We start from the raw sequence: 18,645 nt of genomic DNA, 5'->3' as shown, positions 1-18,645 counted from the left end.
GAATTTTTATGAACATTAACGGCTACACTCGTATGGCTGCTGTTGTAGCAAACCCAATTAAACACAGCTTGTCACCTTTTATTCATAATCTGGCTTTTGATTTAACGAATGAAAATGGTGTTTATTTAGCATGGGAAGTTGAGGCGGAAAAATTGCCAGCTATTGTGGAAAATGTTCGTACTTTGGACATGTATGGACTTAATATTTCAATGCCTTATAAAGGCGAAATCATCAAATTCATGGATGAATTGAGTCCGGCAGCTGAATTAATTGGAGCTGTTAATACGGTAGTTAATCAATCAGGGAAATTAATTGGACATAACACAGATGGTATAGGATTTTTCAATAGTTTAGAAAAATATCATTTCAATATCCAAAATAAACAAATGCTTATTCTTGGTGGAGGGGGTGCAGCAATTGCAATTATTGCTCAGGCGGCTTTGTCTGGAGCTAAAAAAATTGTGGTCGCAGCAAGAAAATCGGCCTCATATATTCCGCTAAAAGAGAAATTGGAAAAGCTGTCAGTAAAAACAGGGATTGAAATTTTACTGACAGACTTATCTGAAGCTGATAGATTACAAAAAGAGTTGAAACAGACCGATTTATTAGTAAATGCAACCTCAGTCGGAATGGATGGAGAATCTTTGCCGCTGGAAAAGAACTTAGTTCTTCCTGAAAAACTTTTGGTGGTAGATGCTATTTATAAAGTAAGAGAAACACCATTTTTACGTTGGGCAAAAGAGCAAGGAGCTCAAACTGAAAATGGACTTGGCATGCTCATTGGACAGGCGGCGGAAAGCTTTTATTTATGGACAGGTAAAAAAATGCCTGTTGCAGAAATTACATTAGAAATGGAGAAAGAAGCATGAAATTAAATGTGAATTTACCAGAACATCCCTATGATGTCATCATCGAAAATGGGGCCTTGGCTAATATTGGAACTTGGGTTTCTTCATTGTGGAAGAAGCAGAAAATTGTTTTGATTTCTGATAATCATGTCAATGGACTTTATGGTCAAAAAGTTGTTGACCAACTTGAAAAAGTAGGTTTTGAAGTGGCAACTTTTGAATTTCCGGAAGGAGAAGCCAGTAAAAATTTACTGACAGCCGAAAATGCTTGGAACTTTTGTGCCGAATTTGGATTGACTCGTTCTGACGGAATTATTGCACTTGGTGGTGGAGTAACAGGTGATTTAGCTGGTTTTGTAGCCTCTACTTACATGCGTGGTATCCATTTCTTACAAATTCCAACAAGTTTGACCGCCCAAGTGGATAGTTCTATTGGTGGAAAAACAGGAATTAATTCCAAAATGGCTAAAAATATGATTGGGACTTTTACACAACCTGACGGGGTTTTAATTGACCCAGAAGTTCTGCAAACGCTCGGTCAAAGAGAATTTCGTGAAGGACTGGGGGAGGTCATCAAGTGCGCCCTAATTGCTGACAAAGACCTCTGGAATTTACTGACAGACTTGTCAGCGGATAATTTGGTAGAAAAGCTTGATAAGATTGAAGAAATTATCTATCGGTCTTGTGAAGTAAAACGAAAAGTGGTTGTTGATGATGAATTAGACAATGGTGTACGGCTCTATTTGAACTTTGGTCATACAATTGGACATGCTGTTGAAAATACTGCAGGCTATGGCAAAGTGATGCATGGTGAAGCAGTTGCTATTGGAATGGTTCAAATCAGTAAAATTGCCGAACTCAAAGGTCTTATGCCCAAAGGGATTACTGACCAGATCCGAAAGATGGTCAAAAAATTTGGTTTACCTGACGAATATCAACCTTGGGATGAAGAGCTTTTATTTAAAGCCTTAACTCATGATAAAAAAGCACGAGGAAGAATCATCAAAACCGTTATTGTTCCTGAAATTGGCACCGCTAAAATTAATGAAGTGACTTTTGAAGAAATGAAAGATTATCTCCAAAAATAACTTGAGTTATTCTAAGAGAAACCCTATCTAAAAATTACAAAAATGTGGTAGCATTAAAAAACTCCCAGCTTTTATAAAAGCTGTAAAAACACTTATTTAAAGGAGAAACGATGTATATTTACCTAGCTTTTGCTTTAGTTGGCGGTTTTTTACTTGCTAATCAAAATCCAATCAATGCGGATTTACGAAAAATAGTTGGCTCACCATTTTTGGCCTCTGGAATTTCCAACTTTGTTGGTTCGATTTTTTTAGGAATTATCACTTTAGTGACAAGTCAAACACTTTTTCCTAGTTTTCAATTTGTTGGCTCACACCCAGCATGGATATGGATTGGTGGGGTTCTTGGTGGGATTTTCCTAACATCTAATGTTTTACTTTTTCCAAGATTAGGAGCTGTCCAAACAGTGATTTTACCTATTTTGGGTCAAATATTGATGGGGACACTTATTGATTCATTTGGCTGGTTTCATGCCATGCAACTTCCGATGACTCTGATGCGCTTTTTGGGAATTATCATTACTTTAGCTGGGGTTATTGTCGCGGTTGTTCTTCCTAATTTAAAAGAAAAAGAAGCAGAAACGCACCAAACTAACTTACTAGGCTGGCGAATTTGGGCGGTCATCGTTGGGGCAATGTCAGCTGCTCAACAAGCAATTAATGGCCGATTGGGAGTTTTACTTGAAAACACTGCACAAGCAGCCTTTGTTTCGTTCTTCATTGGATTTTTAGCTATTTTTATCGTGTCGCTTTTTATTGACCGCCGTTTGCCAAAAATTTCAGAATTAAAAAAAGCAAAACCTTGGAATGGAATTGGTGGATTTTTAGGAGCCTCATTCGTTTTTGCAACAGTCGTTGCTGTTCCGCAAATTGGTGCAGGGTTGACAATTATGATGGGCTTGATTGGACAAATTTTAGGCAGTATGTTGGTTCAACAATTTGGTTGGTGGCGCTCAAGTAAATATGGCATTCAAATTTGGCAAATTGTTGGGATTATAATTATGCTGACCGGAATAATATTCATTAAATTTTTATAAAGTAGCTAGTAATATGGAACAGGGCTTCACGCTCACTACCTTCCGTCTGCGTGTTCACTAAGCAGTAATACCTATAAAAGAACTTAGAAATTGAGGATAATCACTCTAAAATGTTTACTCAAAAATCATTTGAAATTTTTAAAATAGAAGGTTTAGAACCAAGAATGACTAAGATTCGTTCTGAAATTCAACCTGTTTTTTCTGAAATTGGTCAAAAGTTACTGACAGAGCTGTCAGTAAAAATTCCAAATCAAGAATTTTACTTTCACATCGCTCAACATCGCAGAAGAACAGCAAATGCGCCTGAAAATACTTGGTCAGCAATTTCCACAAAAGCCCGTGGTTATAAAATGGAAGCCCATTTTCAATTAGGAATTTGGGAAGATTACGTTTTTATTTATTTATCAATGATAGATCAGCCTAAAAAGCAAAAAGAATACGCCAACTTACTGACAAATCTGTCAGTAGAAAAGTTACTGACAGAAGATTACGTAATCTCAAAGGACCATACAAAAGCAGAAACTTATCCCCTGTCAGCATTTAGAGAAGCTGCTGAACGCTTAGGAAAAGTAAAAAAATCTGAATTGGAAATTGGACGGCTTTGGCCTAAAGAAAGATTTAACGGCAAAGAGGACTCAATAATTCTAGCGGAAATGATAGAAACAATTGACCAACTCCTACCGATTTATCAAAAATTAATGGAGGCCTAATCTAATGACAACATTTATTTGGGATTTAGATGGAACACTAATTGATAGCTATGAGGTGTTTTTAGAAGCCTTGTCCGAATCATTTGCAAACTTTAACCTACCATTTGACCGAGAAACAGTATATAATTTTATAAAAGGTCAGTCAGTCAATGCTTTACTAAAAGAACAACCCGTTCCTTTTCAAGAAATAAAAGAAGATTTCACGACAAATTCAACAGCTAAAAATGACAAAATTAAATTAATGGTTGGTGCAAAAGCCGTTTTAGATTGGACTCAAAAAGAAAAGATTCAAAATTTCATTTATACTCACAAAGGGAAAAATGCTTATGATTTGCTTAATCAGCTGGAAATTTCCCCCTATTTTTTAGAAATAGTCACTTCTGAAAATGGATTTAAAAGAAAACCTCATCCTGAAGCAATCAATTATTTACTTGAGAAGTATAAATTAAAGCCTGAAGAAACCTATTATATTGGTGACCGAATCCTTGATATTGAAGCTGCCCATAATAGTGGTATTCATTCAATCAATTTTCTGTCAGCAAAAAATTCACAGCAAATCAATAAATTAACAGATATTATTCAAATTTTTGAAATGAAATAAGTAAAAAGTTACTAAAAATGGAGGTATAAAATGCGTTATTTTACAGCGGGAGAATCCCACGGTCCAAGACTTACAGCAATTATTGAAGGAGTGCCAGCTGGTCTCTCATTGTCAGCAGAAGATATTAATATTGAACTTAAACGTCGTCAAGGTGGCTATGGCCGTGGCGGACGGATGAAAATTGAGTCTGACCAAGTTGAAATTACTTCAGGCGTTCGACACGGAAAAACAATTGGTAGCCCGATTACACTTAATGTTACAAACCGTGATTTCAAGAATTGGGAACAGATTATGGCAGCCCAAGATGTTGAAGATAAAATTAAAAAACAACGTCGCTTGACCAAACCACGCCCAGGACATGCTGATTTAGTTGGCGGAATGAAATATGAATTTAAAGATTTACGAAATGTTTTAGAACGTTCGTCAGCGCGTGAAACAACAATGCGTGTTGCGGTTGGAGCTGTGGCAAAAAAACTACTTCACGAATTAGAGATTGAAATAGCTAATCATGTCGTAAATTTTGGCGGACGAGAAATTACAAGTCCAGAAAATTTAAGTGTTCAAGAGATTCGTCAGACAGCTGGCCTTAGCGATTTATCTATTTTTGATGAGAGTCAAGCAGAAGAATTACGCAATTACATCGACCAAATAAAAAAAGCTGGAGATACAATTGGTGGAATAATTGAAACCAGAGTAGAAGGAGTTCCGGCTGGTCTTGGTTCTTATGTCCAATATGACAGAAAGTTGGATGCAAAAATTGCTGCTGCGGTTGTTTCTATCAATGCCTTTAAAGGAGTTGAATTTGGACTTGGATTTGAAGCAGGAAAACGACCAGGAAGTCAAGTGATGGATGAAATCATCTGGTCTGAGGATAAAGGCTACACTCGTTCAAGTAATCAGTTAGGCGGTTTTGAGGGAGGAATGACAAATGGTGAACAAGTCATCGTCCGTGGAGTCATGAAACCTATTCCAACATTGTATAAACCCTTGATGTCTATTGATACCGAAAGCCATGAACCCTACAAAGCAAGTGTAGAACGTTCTGACCCAACCGCTCTTCCAGCAGCAGGAGTTGTGATGGAAAATGTAGTAGCAACGGTAGTCGCTCAAGAAATCTGTGATAAATTTAATTCAGATACAATGAATGAACTGAAAATTGCTGTGGATAACTACAAAAAACGTTTATCAGAATACTAAAAAAAAAGCCAGTCTCTGGCTTTTTTTTTATATAATAAATAACTTACGAATTTGTAAGTTTTCAGACGAATATTTCTTGTTACAATGAACTTATCAAGAAAAGTTAAGGAGAACAAAATGAAAAAAATACTTTTTGGAATAATAGCACTTATCATCCTCATCGGTGGATCGGGATTTGCATGGTACAAAGTAACTTATGGTGGAGGAACTTACTACGTTCAATTCACTAAAGACGGAAAAGAAAAAGAAGTCAGTGACGATTCAGGAAAAAAATTCAAAGAATATGATTATGATATAAAATCATATCAAAAAAATGGGAAAGAAAAGAGAGTTACATTTATGGCAGACCACAATCTCCGTAAAGAAGCTTACCTGAAATTAACAGTTAATTCCGTTAAAGGCGTAACCTCTTGGGAAGAAGTAAAAAAATCAGAGGTTCCTAAAGAAGCTCTTAAGAAATTAAATAATAACTCATAAAAACAGTCTCAGAAAGAAAGAGGAAAGAACATGACATTTTTGCAAATTAATATTATGCTAATGACCATTACAGTTATTTTGGCTTCACTAATGGGCGCTTGCCTCCTTTATTCCATGAAGACAATGCGAACACGCTTAGCTAAAATAAATAAAAAGAACGAAATCGAAAGATAAGATAGGAGAAAAACATGTTACTCGAAGTAAAACATCTCAAGAAAATTTTTAAAACAAGATTTTCAAAAGAAGAAACCACAGCCCTAGTTGACATTGATTTTGGTGTAGAAGAAGGCGAATATATTGCCATTATGGGGGAATCTGGTTCAGGAAAAACAACCTTGTTGAATATCCTATCAACTCTTGAAAAACCAACTTCTGGACAAGTACTCTTAAATAAAGAAGACATCACAGCTATTAAAGATAAAGAAATTTCTGCATTTAGACGTGATCATCTTGGTTTTGTCTTCCAAGATTTCAATTTACTTGATACCCTTAATGTCAGAGACAATATTTATCTTCCACTCGTTTTATCAAAATCAAGCGTAGAATTAATGAAAAGTAGACTAAAAATTCTCGCACCTAAACTAAACATTGAAAATCTCTTAGAAAAACAACCTTTTGAACTTTCAGGAGGACAAAAACAGCGGGTTGCTGTAGCCCGTGCCTTGATTAGCCAACCTGATTTAGTTCTTGCCGATGAACCTACAGCTGCTTTGGACTTTAAAAACTCAGAAGACTTACTCAATCTTTTTGAAGAAATTAATGATAGTGGTCAAACTATTATCATGGTTACTCACTCAAGTTTAGCTGCAAGCCATGCGAAACGTGTTCTTTTTATAAAAGACGGTGTCCTTTACCACCAACTTTATCGTGGAGAAAAAAGCTCAACTGAATTTGCAAAAGAAATCACTCTTTCAATGACTGCTTTTTTGGGAGCAGCAGAGGATGAGGAGGTGCCCTTGAATGCTTAGTCTAAAGCTTGCGGCCAATAATATTAAAAAAGGTTTTAAAAGTTTTGCTCCTTTTTTAATGGCCTCTATTACGATGTTCGTAATGATTTTCGTTACCGCGTCAATCGCTTTATCTCCCTCAATTAGTAAATTAAAAGGAGGGAGTTCTCTTTCACAAGTGATGGGATTTGCATTAATTGTTTTATCTATTTTTGCAGTTCTTATCTTAGTTTACAGTTATCGCTTTTTACAAACCCAACGTTCTAAAGAATTTGGACTCTATGATATTCTTGGGTTTGGTAAAACAAGAATCGTAGGAGTAGCATTTTTAGAATTACTCTTAAGCTATATCATTACGGTTATTGTTGGAACGATTTGTGGGATTGCTTTTTCAAAATTCCTCTTCTTAGTGTTTGTAAATATGATTGGAGGAAATTATTTTAATCTAGTCATTAGTCCCACAGCGATTTTATTACTTGCCATTCTCTTCTTTGTTTTCTTTTTAGTTTTGATGATGATCGGAGTTTGGATTATCTGGCGTTCTTCAAGTCTTGATCTTCTAAGAGAAGAATCAAAAGGTGAAAAAGAACCAAAATCAAATTTATTTTTCGCCATTGCTGCAGTCATTCTTTTAGGAGCTGGTTACTATATCGCTTTAACGGTTGAAGACCCAATGGCAGCAATAATGAAATTCTTTATTGCCGTTTTACTTGTTATCTTTGGTACTTATCTTTTCTATATTAGTTTTACCGTTTGGTACCTTAAATTGAAAAAGAAACGTCCAAGTTACTATAAACCAAATAATTTCATTACAACAAGTTCTATGCTTTATCGAATGAAAGCAAATGCTGTTGGTCTAGGGAATATCACTATTTTGTTATCTATGACAATCGTGACCGTAGTTGTCAGTTTAGGAGTTTTTCTTGGAACTGAGAACTCAGTAAAAACTTACTATACCAGAGAAGCAAAGACTTTTTCTGTTGCAAATAATACAGATACAAAACAAGATATTGAACGAATTAAAAGTGCCGCAGCTAGCAAAAATATAGATATCAAAAATATATCTGATATGTACTTTGCTCAAGATCTACAAGCCGATAGAGTCAAGTCGTCTAAAGATCAATTTATTACTGCAAATAAGCAAGGAGCAATGTTTGATAAAAATTCATATTTTGCAACCTTAACAACCGCTCAAACACTTAAATCATTAGGAAATAAAGATATTCCTTCTTTAAAAGATAACGAAGTCTTACTTGTAGATATATCGAAAAATAAAACTTCATTTGATAGTAAGATTAAATCAATTCAATGGTATGGAGAAACTTATCAAGTTGCAGACACGCTTAAATCAGTCAAAGATTTTCCAGCAAGTGGTGTAACAACAATTTCTTCTAAAGTTATGATGATTGTGTTTGCTAACAATCAAGCTTTTGATAAAGGACTAGCTAATTTCAATAAAACAATTAGTGGTAATCAAGGATTTTCAAATCTTGCATCAACATCAATCATCTTTGATATCAAACCTGTTGATGAAAAACGATTTACTAAAGCTTTCAAGGAAGAGTTTAAAGATAATAAAGATTTATCGATTTCATATAGAAGTGAAGCTTTGCAAGATCAACGCGCTCAAATTGGAGGATTTGTCTTTGTTGGATTTGTTTTAGGAATTAGTTTCATTCTTGGAGCTGCATTAATTATCTACTACAAGCAACTCTCGGAAGGGGCACAAGATAAACGCTCATTCAAAATTCTACAGGAAGTGGGACTTTCAAAAGAAGAAGTTCAAAAAACAATCAAATCACAAGTTCGTTTGATATTCTTCCTACCATTAGTTATCACTATCGCCCATTTTGCTGGTGCATATCTTATGATTGAAAAAATAGTAATGTTGTTTGATATTAAAGACCGTTCAGTTATCTTTACTATTTCTTTAGCAACAATTGCAATTCTTGCCCTTATTTATTATCTCATTTATAAGGCAACGAGTCGTGTTTACTACAAAATTGTTGAAAGATAAAAAAGAAGGCATAAATATGCCTCTTTTTTTGTTTAAATCCATATAGAAGAAACAAGGGAAGGAAAAAGCTACAAAAGAGAGCTACTTTTGATATAATAAAAGGAACAAAAACAATGGTTTTCTCGGCACTAAATGTATCTTTTGTTAGAGAAAAATAGTTACCTTTAGGGAAAGGAAAATATGACGATCTATCTTCATTCAATTCAAATTGGAGTTCTTCTCTTTTTTATATTTTTATTTATATCATTAATTCCATATTTGATTGTACAATATCGTCGGTATGATCGGATTAATTTTTGGCGCTTTTTTGTCAATTTTTCATTTATTCTTTATCTCATTTGTGCTTATGCCATGACAATTTTCCCTCTTCCTCCTGTGAGTGAGGTAGCAAAAATGACAGGTCCAAAGCAAAACTTAGTTCCATTTGAGTTTGTTCGTCAATTTATTTTATATAGTCCTTTTAATATAAATGAGCCTTCAACTTGGCTTGCAGCTCTAAAAGATTCAACATTTATCCAACCATTTTTTAATCTACTTTTAACCTTGCCTCTTGGCCTTTATTTAAGATATTTATTTAAACGCTCATTTAAACAAACTTTTATTTTAAGTTTTTTATTAACTTTATCATTTGAACTTATCCAAAGGTCAGCCCTTTTTGGACTATATCCTCGACCTTATCGTTTGTTTGATGTTGATGATTTAATGATTAATACACTTGGAAGTTTAATTGGATTTGGAATTGCGGTTATTTTTAGTCGATTTTTACCAGATTTGGATGCAACTAAGGTTGAAAGTTCAAGAGTTAGTCTTTCAAGACGTTTCATTGCCTTTTTAGTTGATTTGGTTCTTATTTTTATCATTGGAAGTCTTTTTCTACCAATAGGCTATTATTCAGAATTAATAATTTTAGGACTTGTCCCGCTAGTTCTTAAAGCAACACCAGGGCAATTATTATTGAGAATTGAAATAAAAGCTAAAAATCGTTTCAGAATTGCTTTGCGCCAATTTTTATCTTTTGGAAACTTTGCTTTGATTATCGCAGCAGAATATTTTCTTCAACGTTCAGCTACCATAGCTCAGGATCAATTGGGACAAAACTTTTTACTTATTTTACTCTTTTTAGGATTGAGTCTTTTACCTCTACTAGATGTTTTAATTGCTTTTCTCTCGAAAACAAGAAAACTTTGGTATGAAAGAGTGAGTGATACAGAAATAATAGCAAAATTGAAAACAAATGAGGAGTGAATATGACTAAAATATTTATTGTAGAAGATGATGAAATTATTGTGAAAGCAATTAAGATTGCCTTAGAAAAAGAATTTCAAGTCAGAAGTGTTTCCAATTTTCGAGCAGTAAAACAAGAAATTATGGAATTTGAAGCAGATTTAGTATTAATGGATATTGGGCTACCATTTTATAGTGGTTTTTATTGGACAAATGAATTAAGAAAGCTTTCCCAAATTCCTATTATCTTTATTTCTTCGGCGTCGGATGACATGAATCAAGTAACCGCCATGAATCAAGGAGCTGATGATTTTGTAACCAAGCCATTTTCATTAGAAATTTTAAATGCAAAAATAAAAGCTTTACTGCGCAGAAGTTATTCTTTTTCAGGGATTGAAAAGTTAGAATTTGCTGGTTATGTTTTATCTGAAAATACTTTGATTTCAACTCAAGAAGGTAAACGCGAAGAAATTGAGCTAACAAGTTCTGAAAATAAAATTTTAACTCTTCTTTTTCGTGGAAATGGTGAAGTGGTGACCAAGGAAAAAATTTTACAAGAGTTGTGGCAAACAGATGAATTTATTGATGCAAATACTTTAAATGTAAAAATGACTCGTTTACGCAAAAAACTTGGTGAAATTGGCTTTGATAAGCATATTATGACAAAAAGAGGAAGTGGTTATGCTCTGGTTTAAATTTTTTAAGTCTAAAATTCCACAAATTGGTGTCTTTTTGCTTATGTCAGCTATTTATATTGTGACATTTTGGCTTTGGCATCTACCAATGATGGCATTTGTTAACAGTACTTTATTTGCTGTCATTATTTTTATTATTTACCTTATCTCATCCTATTTTCGCTGGAAAGCAAACTGTGAAGCTATTGAGAGAGTAGTGAAAGACAACGAAGAGTTGCAAAAAAAGTTAGAACAACAAAATCTTGCTGAGCGTGAAATGGAAGATATTATCAGAGTCTGGTCGCACCAGATGAAGGTCCCTTTGGCAGCTATTGATTTAATGACTCAAACTCAAGTTAATAGTGAGGAGCTGAAGAATCAGGTTTTTTCTTTAGAAAATTATCTAAAAATTCTTCTGGAATATCAAAGAATCAATAATTTAGCTACTGATTTCAGATTTGAAAAAGTGAGTATGGCTTCACTTGTGAAAGAATTAGTCAAAAAATATAGTAGCTTTTTTATTCAGAAAAACCTTTCAATCCAAATTGAAGGAGAATGGTTAGTCAATAGTGACCAAAGATGGTTGAGTCTGGCTGTTGAGCAATTACTGAATAATGCTGTAAAGTATACCAAAGAAGGTGGGATTCTAATTAAAATTAAAACTGGTGAATTAATCATTCAAGATAGTGGGATTGGGATATTAAAAGAAGACCTTCCTCGCCTTTTTGAACATGGATTTACTGGATATAATGGTCGGATTCAACAAAAGTCAACAGGTCTTGGACTTTATTTATCTAAATTAATTTTAGATAAATTAGAATTTGAAATTTCAATTAACTCTGAAATTGGAAATGGGACGTCTGTGACAATAACGAAAGAATAAAAATGAAAAAAATATTAATCATTGGACTTGGTCTCATTGGAAGTTCAATTGCCTTAGGGATAAAAAGAGCTCATCCTGATTTTGAAATTCTTGGCTCTGATCGTCAGGAAATTCAAGAAATTGCTCAAAAGCGTGGAATTATTGATTCTAAAGTTAGCTTAGTTGAAGGAGCTCAAAAATCAGATATTATTATTTTGGCTGTTCCAATTATAACCACTTTGGAGCTTTTGAAAAAGCTAGCAACTTTGAATTTAAAAAAAGGTCTTTTGATTACAGATACGGGTTCAACCAAGAGTGAAATTGTTGAACTGGCAAATCAACTTTTTGATGAAGACAAAGTACGATTTATCGGTGGACATCCGATGGCTGGCTCTCATAAATCAGGAGTAATGGCGGCAGATATTAATTTATTTGAAAATGCTTATTATGTTTTGACCCAAGAAAACCAAGAATTACGTGATTTACTTAAAGGACTTCATGCCAAATTTATTATTTTAGATGCAAAAGAGCACGACCGAGTCACTGGGCAGGTTTCTCATTTCCCGCATATTTTGGCTTCGGCCCTTGTTTGGCAGTCAGATGATTTTTCAAAAGAACATCCTTTAGTGAAACATTTAGCGGCTGGTGGTTTTAGAGATTTAACTAGAATTGCAGAGGCTGACAGTTTGATGTGGACAAGTGTCTTATTATCAAATCCAGAAATTACGATTGATAGAATAGAAAATTTCAAAAAACAATTAGATGAAATTGCTTTAAAAATTGCTAATAAAGATTCTGCAGCTATAGAACACTTTTTTGAACAAGGTAAAAAAATTCGTCAAGCCATGGAAATTCATAAAGGGGCTTTGCCAAACTTTTATGATTTATTTATTTCGGTTCCCGATGAAAAAGGAGTTGTTTTAAAGGTTTTAGGCTTACTAGAAGATTTCTCAATAACAAATGTAAAAATTAATGAAGAAAATCGCGAAGATATTCATGGTCAACTTCAAATTTCATTTAAGAGAGCGGAAGATTTAAAAGAAGCACGAGAAATTATTGAAAAAGCAACTGATTTTACAGTTGTTTGATAAAGATTAAAGATAGGACTTTCTTAGTCTTAAAATCTTAGGAAAAATTGTTGAAAATAAAAGGGCTCTGAGCGCCCTTTTATGCTATAATAAATACTAAAAAATGTTTAGGATAATATAATATAATGAAATTAAAGATAAATTCGCAAGGTTTAAAAGGACGTTTAAAAGTTCCAGGAGATAAATCAATCTCACATCGTAGTATTATGTTTGGCTCTATTGCTAAAGGAAAAACTGTTATTTATGATATTTTACGTGGAGAAGATGTCTTATCTACTATTGAAGCTTTCCGTGCGATGGGAGTTGAAATTGAAGATAAGGGTGAGGTGATTACTGTCCACGGTAAAGGAATTTCAGAACTTAAGGCTCCTGAAAAAGCACTGGATATGGGAAATTCCGGAACTTCAACTCGTCTTTTATCGGGAATTTTAGCAGGCCTTCCTTTTGAAACTACTTTGTTTGGTGATGACAGTTTATCAAAAAGACCAATGGATCGTGTAGCAACTCCTTTACAATTGATGGGGGCAGAAATTACTGGTCAAACCGATAAGGTTAAATTACCGATGACAATTAAAGGAAGCACGCATTTGAAGGCAATTGAATATGTCCTTCCGGTGGCTTCGGCTCAGGTAAAATCAGCTGTAATTTTTGCTGCTTTGCAGGCAGAAGGGCTGACGAAAGTTGTTGAAAAGGAAAAAACACGCTCACATACGGAAGAAATGTTAGTTCAATTTGGTGGAGAACTAAAGGTTTCTGATAAAACAATCCTTGTACCTGGTGGACAAAAACTTGTGGGTCAAAAAGTAGTAGTTCCTGGAGATATTAGTTCGGCAGCTTTTTGGTTGGTTGCGGCCTTGGTTGTTGAAAATTCAGAACTTATTTTAGAAAACGTTGGAGTTAATGAAACAAGAACTGGAATTATCGAAGTCATTCAAGCAATGGGTGGACAGTTGGAAATTTTAGAGCAAGATGATGTGGCAAAGGCTGCAACTCTAAAAGTAAAAGCTAGTCAATTGAAAGGAACTGAAATTTCAGGTGATTTAATTCCTAGATTAATTGATGAATTGCCAATCATTGCTCTCTTAGCCACGCAAGCTCAAGGCGAAACAATTATTCGAGATGCGGCTGAGCTTAAAGTAAAAGAAACTGACCGAATTGCTGTTGTCGCGAATGCTCTTAATAGTATGGGGGCCAAAATTCAACCAACAGATGATGGAATGATTATTCAAGGTGGAACGAAACTCCATGCTCCAGAAAATTCAATTAATACTTTAGGGGACCATAGAATTGGAATGATGGCTGCAATTGCAGCACTTTTGGTTGAAAATGGGGAAATTGAGCTTGAACGTGCCGAAGCAATTCAAACAAGTTATCCAAGTTTCTTTGACGATTTAGAACAATTGTCGGAAAATATTTGAACTTAAGTGATTGGAAATAAAAAATGAGTATCATTTTAATTGGATTTATGGGTGCGGGAAAGTCCACAGTAGCAAAACTTTTAACAGAAAATTTTACTGATTTGGATCAATTAATTGAAGAAGAAATTGAGATGCCAATTGCTGAATTTTTTGAATTATTTGGGGAAGCTGATTTTCGTAAAATTGAAAATGGGGTTTTTGAGCTTGCGCTTCAAAAGAATATAATTATTGCAACGGGCGGTGGAATAATTGAAAATCCAAAGAATTTAGAGGCCCTTGATAGAGAAACTGGAGTTGTCTTTTTGACCGCTGATTTTGAAACGCTTTGGGAACGAATTTCGATGGATTTGCAGAATGTTCGTCCTCTAGCGCAGGATAAAAAGGCCGCTCAACTTTTATTTGAAAAAAGAAAAAATGACTATGCAAAAGTGGCCGATTTAACGATTGATGTTACTGATAAAAGTCCTGAGCAAATTGTAGAAGAGATTCGTGAAAAATGGGGGATAAATTAAGATGAAAATTGCGTATTTAGGACCTCGTGGCTCTTTTTGTTCGGTGGTGGCTGAGACAGCATTTGTATCAGAAGAATTATTTGCTTATGATAGTATTCTGGATGTTATCGAAGCTTATGATGAAGGAAAATGTGATTTTGCTCTTGTTCCTATTGAAAATTCGACTGAAGGAACTGTGAATATGAGTATTGATAAAATTTTTCATGATTCTAAGGCGACAGTTGTGGCTGAATTTGTTTTGCCAATTTCACAAAATTTGCTGGCTCTTTCAAAAGAGGGGAAAATTGAACATATTTATTCCCACCCTCAAGCGCTTGCACAAACACGAAATTATTTACGAGAGCATTATCCACAGGCAAAGGTTGAAATTACTGATTCTACTTCAGCAGCAGCTGAATTTGTGAAAAATCATCCAGATTTGCCAATTGCAGCTGTTGCTAATTCTTACGCGGCTAAAATGTATGATTTAGAGATTGTAGCTAAAAATATTCAGGATTTAGCAGGAAATTCTACTCGGTTTTGGTTATTGGGAAAAGAGAAAAAATCATTTGATTTACTAAAAACAGGTGAGAAGGTGAGTTTGGCTTTGACTCTACCTGATAACCTGCCAGGAGCGCTTCATAAAGCGATTTCTGTTTTTGCTTGGCGTGATATTGATATGACAAAAATTGAATCACGTCCTTTAAGAACAAGGCTAGGTCAGTACTTTTTTAATATTGATTTAGTAAATAATGAAAAAAATAATTTAAAAATTCCTTATGCTCTTGAAGAACTATCAGGTTTGGGAGTAAAGGTTCGTTTATTAGGAAATTATGCAGTCTATTCATTGGGAGAGGTGTAAAGGTGAGAATTTATTTTGTACGACATGGTAAGACGGAGTGGAACTTGGCGCGACGTTTGCAAGGACAAAAAGGAGATTCACCTTTATTACCAGAATCTTATGAAGCGATTGAACGAGTTCATAAGTTTTTAGAACCAATTGAATTTGACAAAGTTTTGTCGAGTCCACAAAAAAGAGCTTTGATTACGGCAGATTTACTGACAAATCAAAGTGTGAGTACTGACAAACGATTGTCAGAATGGAATTTTGGGGAATTAGAGGGTTGGTTCATTAGCGATGCAATTGCTAAATATCCTAAAGAAATGCATGATTCACGCTTTGAGTTGGATCAATTTGATGGAAGTGCTTTTGGAGCTGAATCTGTGAGTTCTGTCTTGAATCGCTTTGATTCTTTGGCTCAGGATTTGTTGAATTCTAAAATAGACAATGTACTTTTGGTTGGTCACGGGGCTTCTGGAACGGCTGGAATGCGTCATTTAGCTGGCTTTCCAATTGCTGAATTACGTTCAGTTGGTGGTTTAGCTAATAATACGGTCACTGTTTTAGAATCAAATGCTGGCCATTTTGACTTAAAAATTTGGGATAAACAGCTATGATTGAAAAAACTTATTTTACTGGTTCGATTGAGGCAATATTTTTCTCCAATCCCAGTAATTTTTATAAAGTTCTACTCATTGAAATTGATGAAACTAATGCTGAATATGATGATTTTGAAATTGTAGTTAACGGGACAATTGGGGATGTGGTTGAAGGAGATTCTTATACTTTTTATGGTCAATTGACGCAGCATCCTAAGTATGGGGAACAATTACAGGTCAGTCAATATGAAAAAGCAGTGCCGACTTCTGGTGCTGGTTTAGTTAAATATTTTTCTTCAGATAAATTTCCTGGAATTGGTAAGAAAACGGCAGAAAAAATTGTTGAAACTTTTCCTGAAAATACGGTAGATTCAATTTTAGAAGCGCCGGAAAAATTGGATGGCCTATTGACCCTAGCCAGAAAAAATTCATTTATCAAACGATTACGTGAGAATCATGGAATGGAAAAAGTGCTGACCAAGCTTGCAGAATATGGCTTACCAAGCAAAATCACTTTTCAAATTTATGAACTTTATAAAGAAGAAACGATTGAAAAAATTGAGGAAAATCCTTATCAGCTTGTGGAAGATGTTAAGGGAGTTGGTTTTAAAACAGCTGATAAGATTGCAAGTAGTTTAGGAATTGAAGCGGATAGCCCTAATCGATTTCGAGCGGCATTGATGCATGAGGTCAACACGCATTCGCAATCAACAGGTGATACTTACATTGAAGCCAAAAATTTACTTGAGATGACGATAGATTTACTTGAAGAAGCTCGTAATGTCGAGGTCAATCCGTCTGCTGTTGCGGAGGAAATTAATGGTTTAATTGTTGATGGAAAAGTGCAACAAGAAGGGACAAAAATATTTGAGAATTCTTTGTACTTTGCTGAGGACGGGATTCGGAAATCACTGACAGCATTAACTAATCGTTCTGGTAAAGATTTTGCTGATGAAAAGTTACTGACAGTATTGGCTGAAGTTGAAAAAGATTTAGAAATTACTTATGATGATTTGCAAAAGCAAGCCATTATTGGTGCAATGAATCAGCAATTTTTCATTTTGACTGGTGGACCAGGAACTGGTAAAACAACAATCATTAATGGTTTTATTGAAACTTATGCCCGTCTTCATCAGCTAAATTTGGACCCAGACCATTATAATGATGACGTCTTTCCTATATTACTGGCAGCACCGACTGGTCGAGCTTCAAGACGGATGAATGAGTTGACTGGTCTTCCAGCAGCGACGATTCACCGCCATTTGGGTTTGGGACAAGATGAAGCAGAAGATGCTCTTGGAAATGAATTGTCTGGTGCTCTTTTGATTGTTGACGAATTTTCTATGGTTGATACTTGGTTAGCTAATAAACTTTTTCAAGCGATTCCTGGTTCAATGAAAGTTCTCCTTGTTGGAGATGCTGACCAGCTTCCTTCTGTGGGGCCAGGACAAATTTTTGCGGATTTACTAAAAATTCCAGAAATTCCGTCAGTAAAATTGGATAAGATTTTTCGTCAAGGGGATGATTCTACCATTACTGATTTAGCTCACCATATCAAAGATGGGCAATTGCCAAGTGATTTCACGGCGAAAAAACCTGACCGTTCTTATTTTGAGGTCAGTGCTAATTTTGTTCCTCAGATGGTTGAACAAATCGCAAGTGCATGGCAAAAAAGAGGGAATAATCCTTTTGAATTACAAATCTTAGCGCCTATGTATAAAGGAATGGCCGGAATTAATGCAATGAATGTTCTTTTGCAAAATCTCTTTAATCCGCTTAATGATCGACTTGAATTCGCTTTGGGTGATATGAAATTTCGTGAAGGAGATAAAGTTCTTCATTTAGTAAATGATGCTGAGGCCAATGTATTTAACGGAGATTTGGGACAAATCGTAGAATTGATTGCAGCAAAATATACTGACAGTAAACAAGATGAGTTGGTGATGGATTTTGATGGTCAAGAATTGACTTATCCAAGAGCGGAGTGGTATAAAATTACTCTGGCTTATGCTATGTCCATTCATAAATCTCAAGGTTCGGAGTTTTCCACAGTTATTGTGCCAATGGTTTCTTCGTATTCACGCATGTTAGAGCGAAATTTGCTTTATACGGCAATTACAAGGGCTAAACAAAGTCTGATTTTACTTGGTGAAGAACGAGCTTTTGCACAAGCGGTGGCGCGTGAAGGGGCGAATCGAAAGACCTATTTGATTGAGCGATTTATGGGAGAAAATCCAGCGGCTAAAAATCTGTCAGTAGAAATTGTGAGTGAAAAAGTTACTGACAAAAAAGAAAGATCTGACAAAGAGAAGAAGCCTGCAGCGCCAGTAGAATTACAAGGGCAAATTCGTTCTGTCAGTAAAAAAATGCCAGCACAAGTAGAAGAAATTTCTTTATTTGAAGATGAAGAAATTGCAACACTGGATCAGGGAAGCTTGACAGAAGCACTTATTTTGTCAGGAAATTTTGACCCTTTAATTGGTTTAACTCAACAAGACTTTTCAATCTTTAATAAATAAAAAATACTGA

The 18,645-nt window shown here is 35.0% G+C and carries 18 protein-coding genes; all 18 read left to right on the top strand.

Annotated elements, in window-relative coordinates:
* Nucleotides 1–8 precede the first annotated feature (8 nt).
* The 18 genes from MKX45_RS10120 (at nt 9) to recD2 (ending at nt 18,635) form a co-directional block, all read left to right on the top strand.
* On the top strand, nt 9–869 hold the full coding sequence (locus tag MKX45_RS10120) for a shikimate dehydrogenase (RefSeq protein ID WP_057720181.1): 861 nt from the start codon (nt 9–11) through the stop codon (nt 867–869).
* Nucleotides 866–1,936 (top strand): 3-dehydroquinate synthase, encoded by a 1,071-nt coding sequence (gene aroB / locus MKX45_RS10115; RefSeq protein ID WP_057720179.1) that lies wholly within the window; start codon nt 866–868, stop codon nt 1,934–1,936. Before MKX45_RS10120 ends, aroB begins: the two co-directional genes overlap by 4 nt.
* Before the next feature lie 110 nt (nt 1,937–2,046).
* The gene (locus tag MKX45_RS10110) at nt 2,047–2,970 is read left to right on the top strand and encodes a DMT family transporter (protein WP_057720177.1); all 924 of its coding nucleotides are present in this window, start codon (nt 2,047–2,049) and stop codon (nt 2,968–2,970) included.
* 110 nt (nt 2,971–3,080) lie between these two features.
* Entirely contained in the window at nt 3,081–3,680 is a 600-nt protein-coding gene (locus MKX45_RS10105; RefSeq protein ID WP_015426925.1) for a DUF1054 domain-containing protein, read from the top strand.
* Nucleotides 3,681–3,684: 4 nt separating this feature from the next.
* The gene (locus MKX45_RS10100) at nt 3,685–4,281 is read left to right on the top strand and encodes an HAD family hydrolase (RefSeq protein WP_128267527.1); all 597 of its coding nucleotides are present in this window, start codon (nt 3,685–3,687) and stop codon (nt 4,279–4,281) included.
* A 30-nt stretch (nt 4,282–4,311) separates the two neighbouring features.
* Nucleotides 4,312–5,478 carry a chorismate synthase gene (gene aroC / locus MKX45_RS10095; RefSeq protein WP_015426923.1) on the top strand — a complete coding sequence of 389 codons (1,167 nt, stop codon included), beginning with the start codon at nt 4,312–4,314 and terminating at the stop codon, nt 5,476–5,478.
* 117 nt (nt 5,479–5,595) lie between these two features.
* On the top strand, nt 5,596–5,955 hold the full coding sequence (locus MKX45_RS10090) for a YxeA family protein (RefSeq protein WP_340817153.1): 360 nt from the start codon (nt 5,596–5,598) through the stop codon (nt 5,953–5,955).
* A 188-nt stretch (nt 5,956–6,143) separates the two neighbouring features.
* Nucleotides 6,144–6,923, top strand: a complete 780-nt coding sequence (locus MKX45_RS10085; RefSeq protein ID WP_057720169.1) for an ABC transporter ATP-binding protein — start codon at nt 6,144–6,146, stop codon at nt 6,921–6,923.
* The gene (locus tag MKX45_RS10080; RefSeq protein WP_015426920.1) at nt 6,916–8,919 is read left to right on the top strand and encodes an FtsX-like permease family protein; all 2,004 of its coding nucleotides are present in this window, start codon (nt 6,916–6,918) and stop codon (nt 8,917–8,919) included. Before MKX45_RS10085 ends, MKX45_RS10080 begins: the two co-directional genes overlap by 8 nt.
* Nucleotides 8,920–9,099: 180 nt before the next feature.
* On the top strand, nt 9,100–10,164 hold the full coding sequence (locus tag MKX45_RS10075) for a VanZ family protein (RefSeq protein ID WP_340817150.1): 1,065 nt from the start codon (nt 9,100–9,102) through the stop codon (nt 10,162–10,164).
* A gap of 2 nt (nt 10,165–10,166) precedes the next feature.
* Nucleotides 10,167–10,838 (top strand): response regulator transcription factor, encoded by a 672-nt coding sequence (locus MKX45_RS10070; protein WP_340817148.1) that lies wholly within the window; start codon nt 10,167–10,169, stop codon nt 10,836–10,838.
* Nucleotides 10,825–11,700, top strand: a complete 876-nt coding sequence (locus MKX45_RS10065) for a sensor histidine kinase (RefSeq protein WP_003132784.1) — start codon at nt 10,825–10,827, stop codon at nt 11,698–11,700. Before MKX45_RS10070 ends, MKX45_RS10065 begins: the two co-directional genes overlap by 14 nt.
* 2 nt (nt 11,701–11,702) lie before the next feature.
* Nucleotides 11,703–12,767 (top strand): prephenate dehydrogenase, encoded by a 1,065-nt coding sequence (locus MKX45_RS10060; RefSeq protein ID WP_340817146.1) that lies wholly within the window; start codon nt 11,703–11,705, stop codon nt 12,765–12,767.
* A gap of 125 nt (nt 12,768–12,892) precedes the next feature.
* The gene (gene aroA, locus MKX45_RS10055; protein WP_057720166.1) at nt 12,893–14,185 is read left to right on the top strand and encodes a 3-phosphoshikimate 1-carboxyvinyltransferase; all 1,293 of its coding nucleotides are present in this window, start codon (nt 12,893–12,895) and stop codon (nt 14,183–14,185) included.
* A gap of 23 nt (nt 14,186–14,208) precedes the next feature.
* Nucleotides 14,209–14,697: a shikimate kinase gene (locus MKX45_RS10050; protein WP_340817145.1), complete on the top strand. Its 489-nt coding sequence runs from the start codon at nt 14,209–14,211 to the stop codon at nt 14,695–14,697.
* Between the two features lies 1 nt (nt 14,698).
* Complete coding sequence (gene pheA / locus MKX45_RS10045) at nt 14,699–15,538, top strand: prephenate dehydratase (protein WP_014570689.1); 840 nt, start codon at nt 14,699–14,701, stop codon at nt 15,536–15,538.
* Between the two features lie 2 nt (nt 15,539–15,540).
* Nucleotides 15,541–16,134 carry a histidine phosphatase family protein gene (locus tag MKX45_RS10040; RefSeq protein WP_015426914.1) on the top strand — a complete coding sequence of 198 codons (594 nt, stop codon included), beginning with the start codon at nt 15,541–15,543 and terminating at the stop codon, nt 16,132–16,134.
* Nucleotides 16,131–18,635 (top strand): SF1B family DNA helicase RecD2, encoded by a 2,505-nt coding sequence (recD2, locus tag MKX45_RS10035; protein WP_057720164.1) that lies wholly within the window; start codon nt 16,131–16,133, stop codon nt 18,633–18,635. The genes MKX45_RS10040 and recD2 overlap by 4 nt, the downstream gene beginning before the upstream one ends.
* The last annotated feature ends 10 nt before the right edge of the window (nt 18,636–18,645 follow it).

This window comes from Lactococcus sp. FSL W8-0209 (assembly GCF_038006585.1).
In the GTDB taxonomy this organism is placed as follows: Bacteria; Bacillota; Bacilli; order Lactobacillales; family Streptococcaceae; genus Lactococcus; species Lactococcus lactis.
Note: the sequence above shows the minus strand (reverse complement) of the source record. Positions and strands in the feature narration are given on the sequence as shown.

Bases quoted from the DNA above. Each gene is read 5' to 3' on its own strand.
- MKX45_RS10120 (WP_057720181.1), top strand. From the start codon at position 9: ATGAACATTAACGGCTACACTCGTATGGCTGCTGTTGTAGCAAACCCA.
- aroB (WP_057720179.1), top strand. From the start codon at position 866: ATGAAATTAAATGTGAATTTACCAGAACATCCCTATGATGTCATCATC.
- MKX45_RS10110 (WP_057720177.1), top strand. From the start codon at position 2,047: ATGTATATTTACCTAGCTTTTGCTTTAGTTGGCGGTTTTTTACTTGCT.
- MKX45_RS10105 (WP_015426925.1), top strand. From the start codon at position 3,081: ATGTTTACTCAAAAATCATTTGAAATTTTTAAAATAGAAGGTTTAGAA.
- MKX45_RS10100 (WP_128267527.1), top strand. From the start codon at position 3,685: ATGACAACATTTATTTGGGATTTAGATGGAACACTAATTGATAGCTAT.
- aroC (WP_015426923.1), top strand. From the start codon at position 4,312: ATGCGTTATTTTACAGCGGGAGAATCCCACGGTCCAAGACTTACAGCA.
- MKX45_RS10090 (WP_340817153.1), top strand. From the start codon at position 5,596: ATGAAAAAAATACTTTTTGGAATAATAGCACTTATCATCCTCATCGGT.
- MKX45_RS10085 (WP_057720169.1), top strand. From the start codon at position 6,144: ATGTTACTCGAAGTAAAACATCTCAAGAAAATTTTTAAAACAAGATTT.
- MKX45_RS10080 (WP_015426920.1), top strand. From the start codon at position 6,916: ATGCTTAGTCTAAAGCTTGCGGCCAATAATATTAAAAAAGGTTTTAAA.
- MKX45_RS10075 (WP_340817150.1), top strand. From the start codon at position 9,100: ATGACGATCTATCTTCATTCAATTCAAATTGGAGTTCTTCTCTTTTTT.
- MKX45_RS10070 (WP_340817148.1), top strand. From the start codon at position 10,167: ATGACTAAAATATTTATTGTAGAAGATGATGAAATTATTGTGAAAGCA.
- MKX45_RS10065 (WP_003132784.1), top strand. From the start codon at position 10,825: ATGCTCTGGTTTAAATTTTTTAAGTCTAAAATTCCACAAATTGGTGTC.
- MKX45_RS10060 (WP_340817146.1), top strand. From the start codon at position 11,703: ATGAAAAAAATATTAATCATTGGACTTGGTCTCATTGGAAGTTCAATT.
- aroA (WP_057720166.1), top strand. From the start codon at position 12,893: ATGAAATTAAAGATAAATTCGCAAGGTTTAAAAGGACGTTTAAAAGTT.
- MKX45_RS10050 (WP_340817145.1), top strand. From the start codon at position 14,209: ATGAGTATCATTTTAATTGGATTTATGGGTGCGGGAAAGTCCACAGTA.
- pheA (WP_014570689.1), top strand. From the start codon at position 14,699: ATGAAAATTGCGTATTTAGGACCTCGTGGCTCTTTTTGTTCGGTGGTG.
- recD2 (WP_057720164.1), top strand. From the start codon at position 16,131: ATGATTGAAAAAACTTATTTTACTGGTTCGATTGAGGCAATATTTTTC.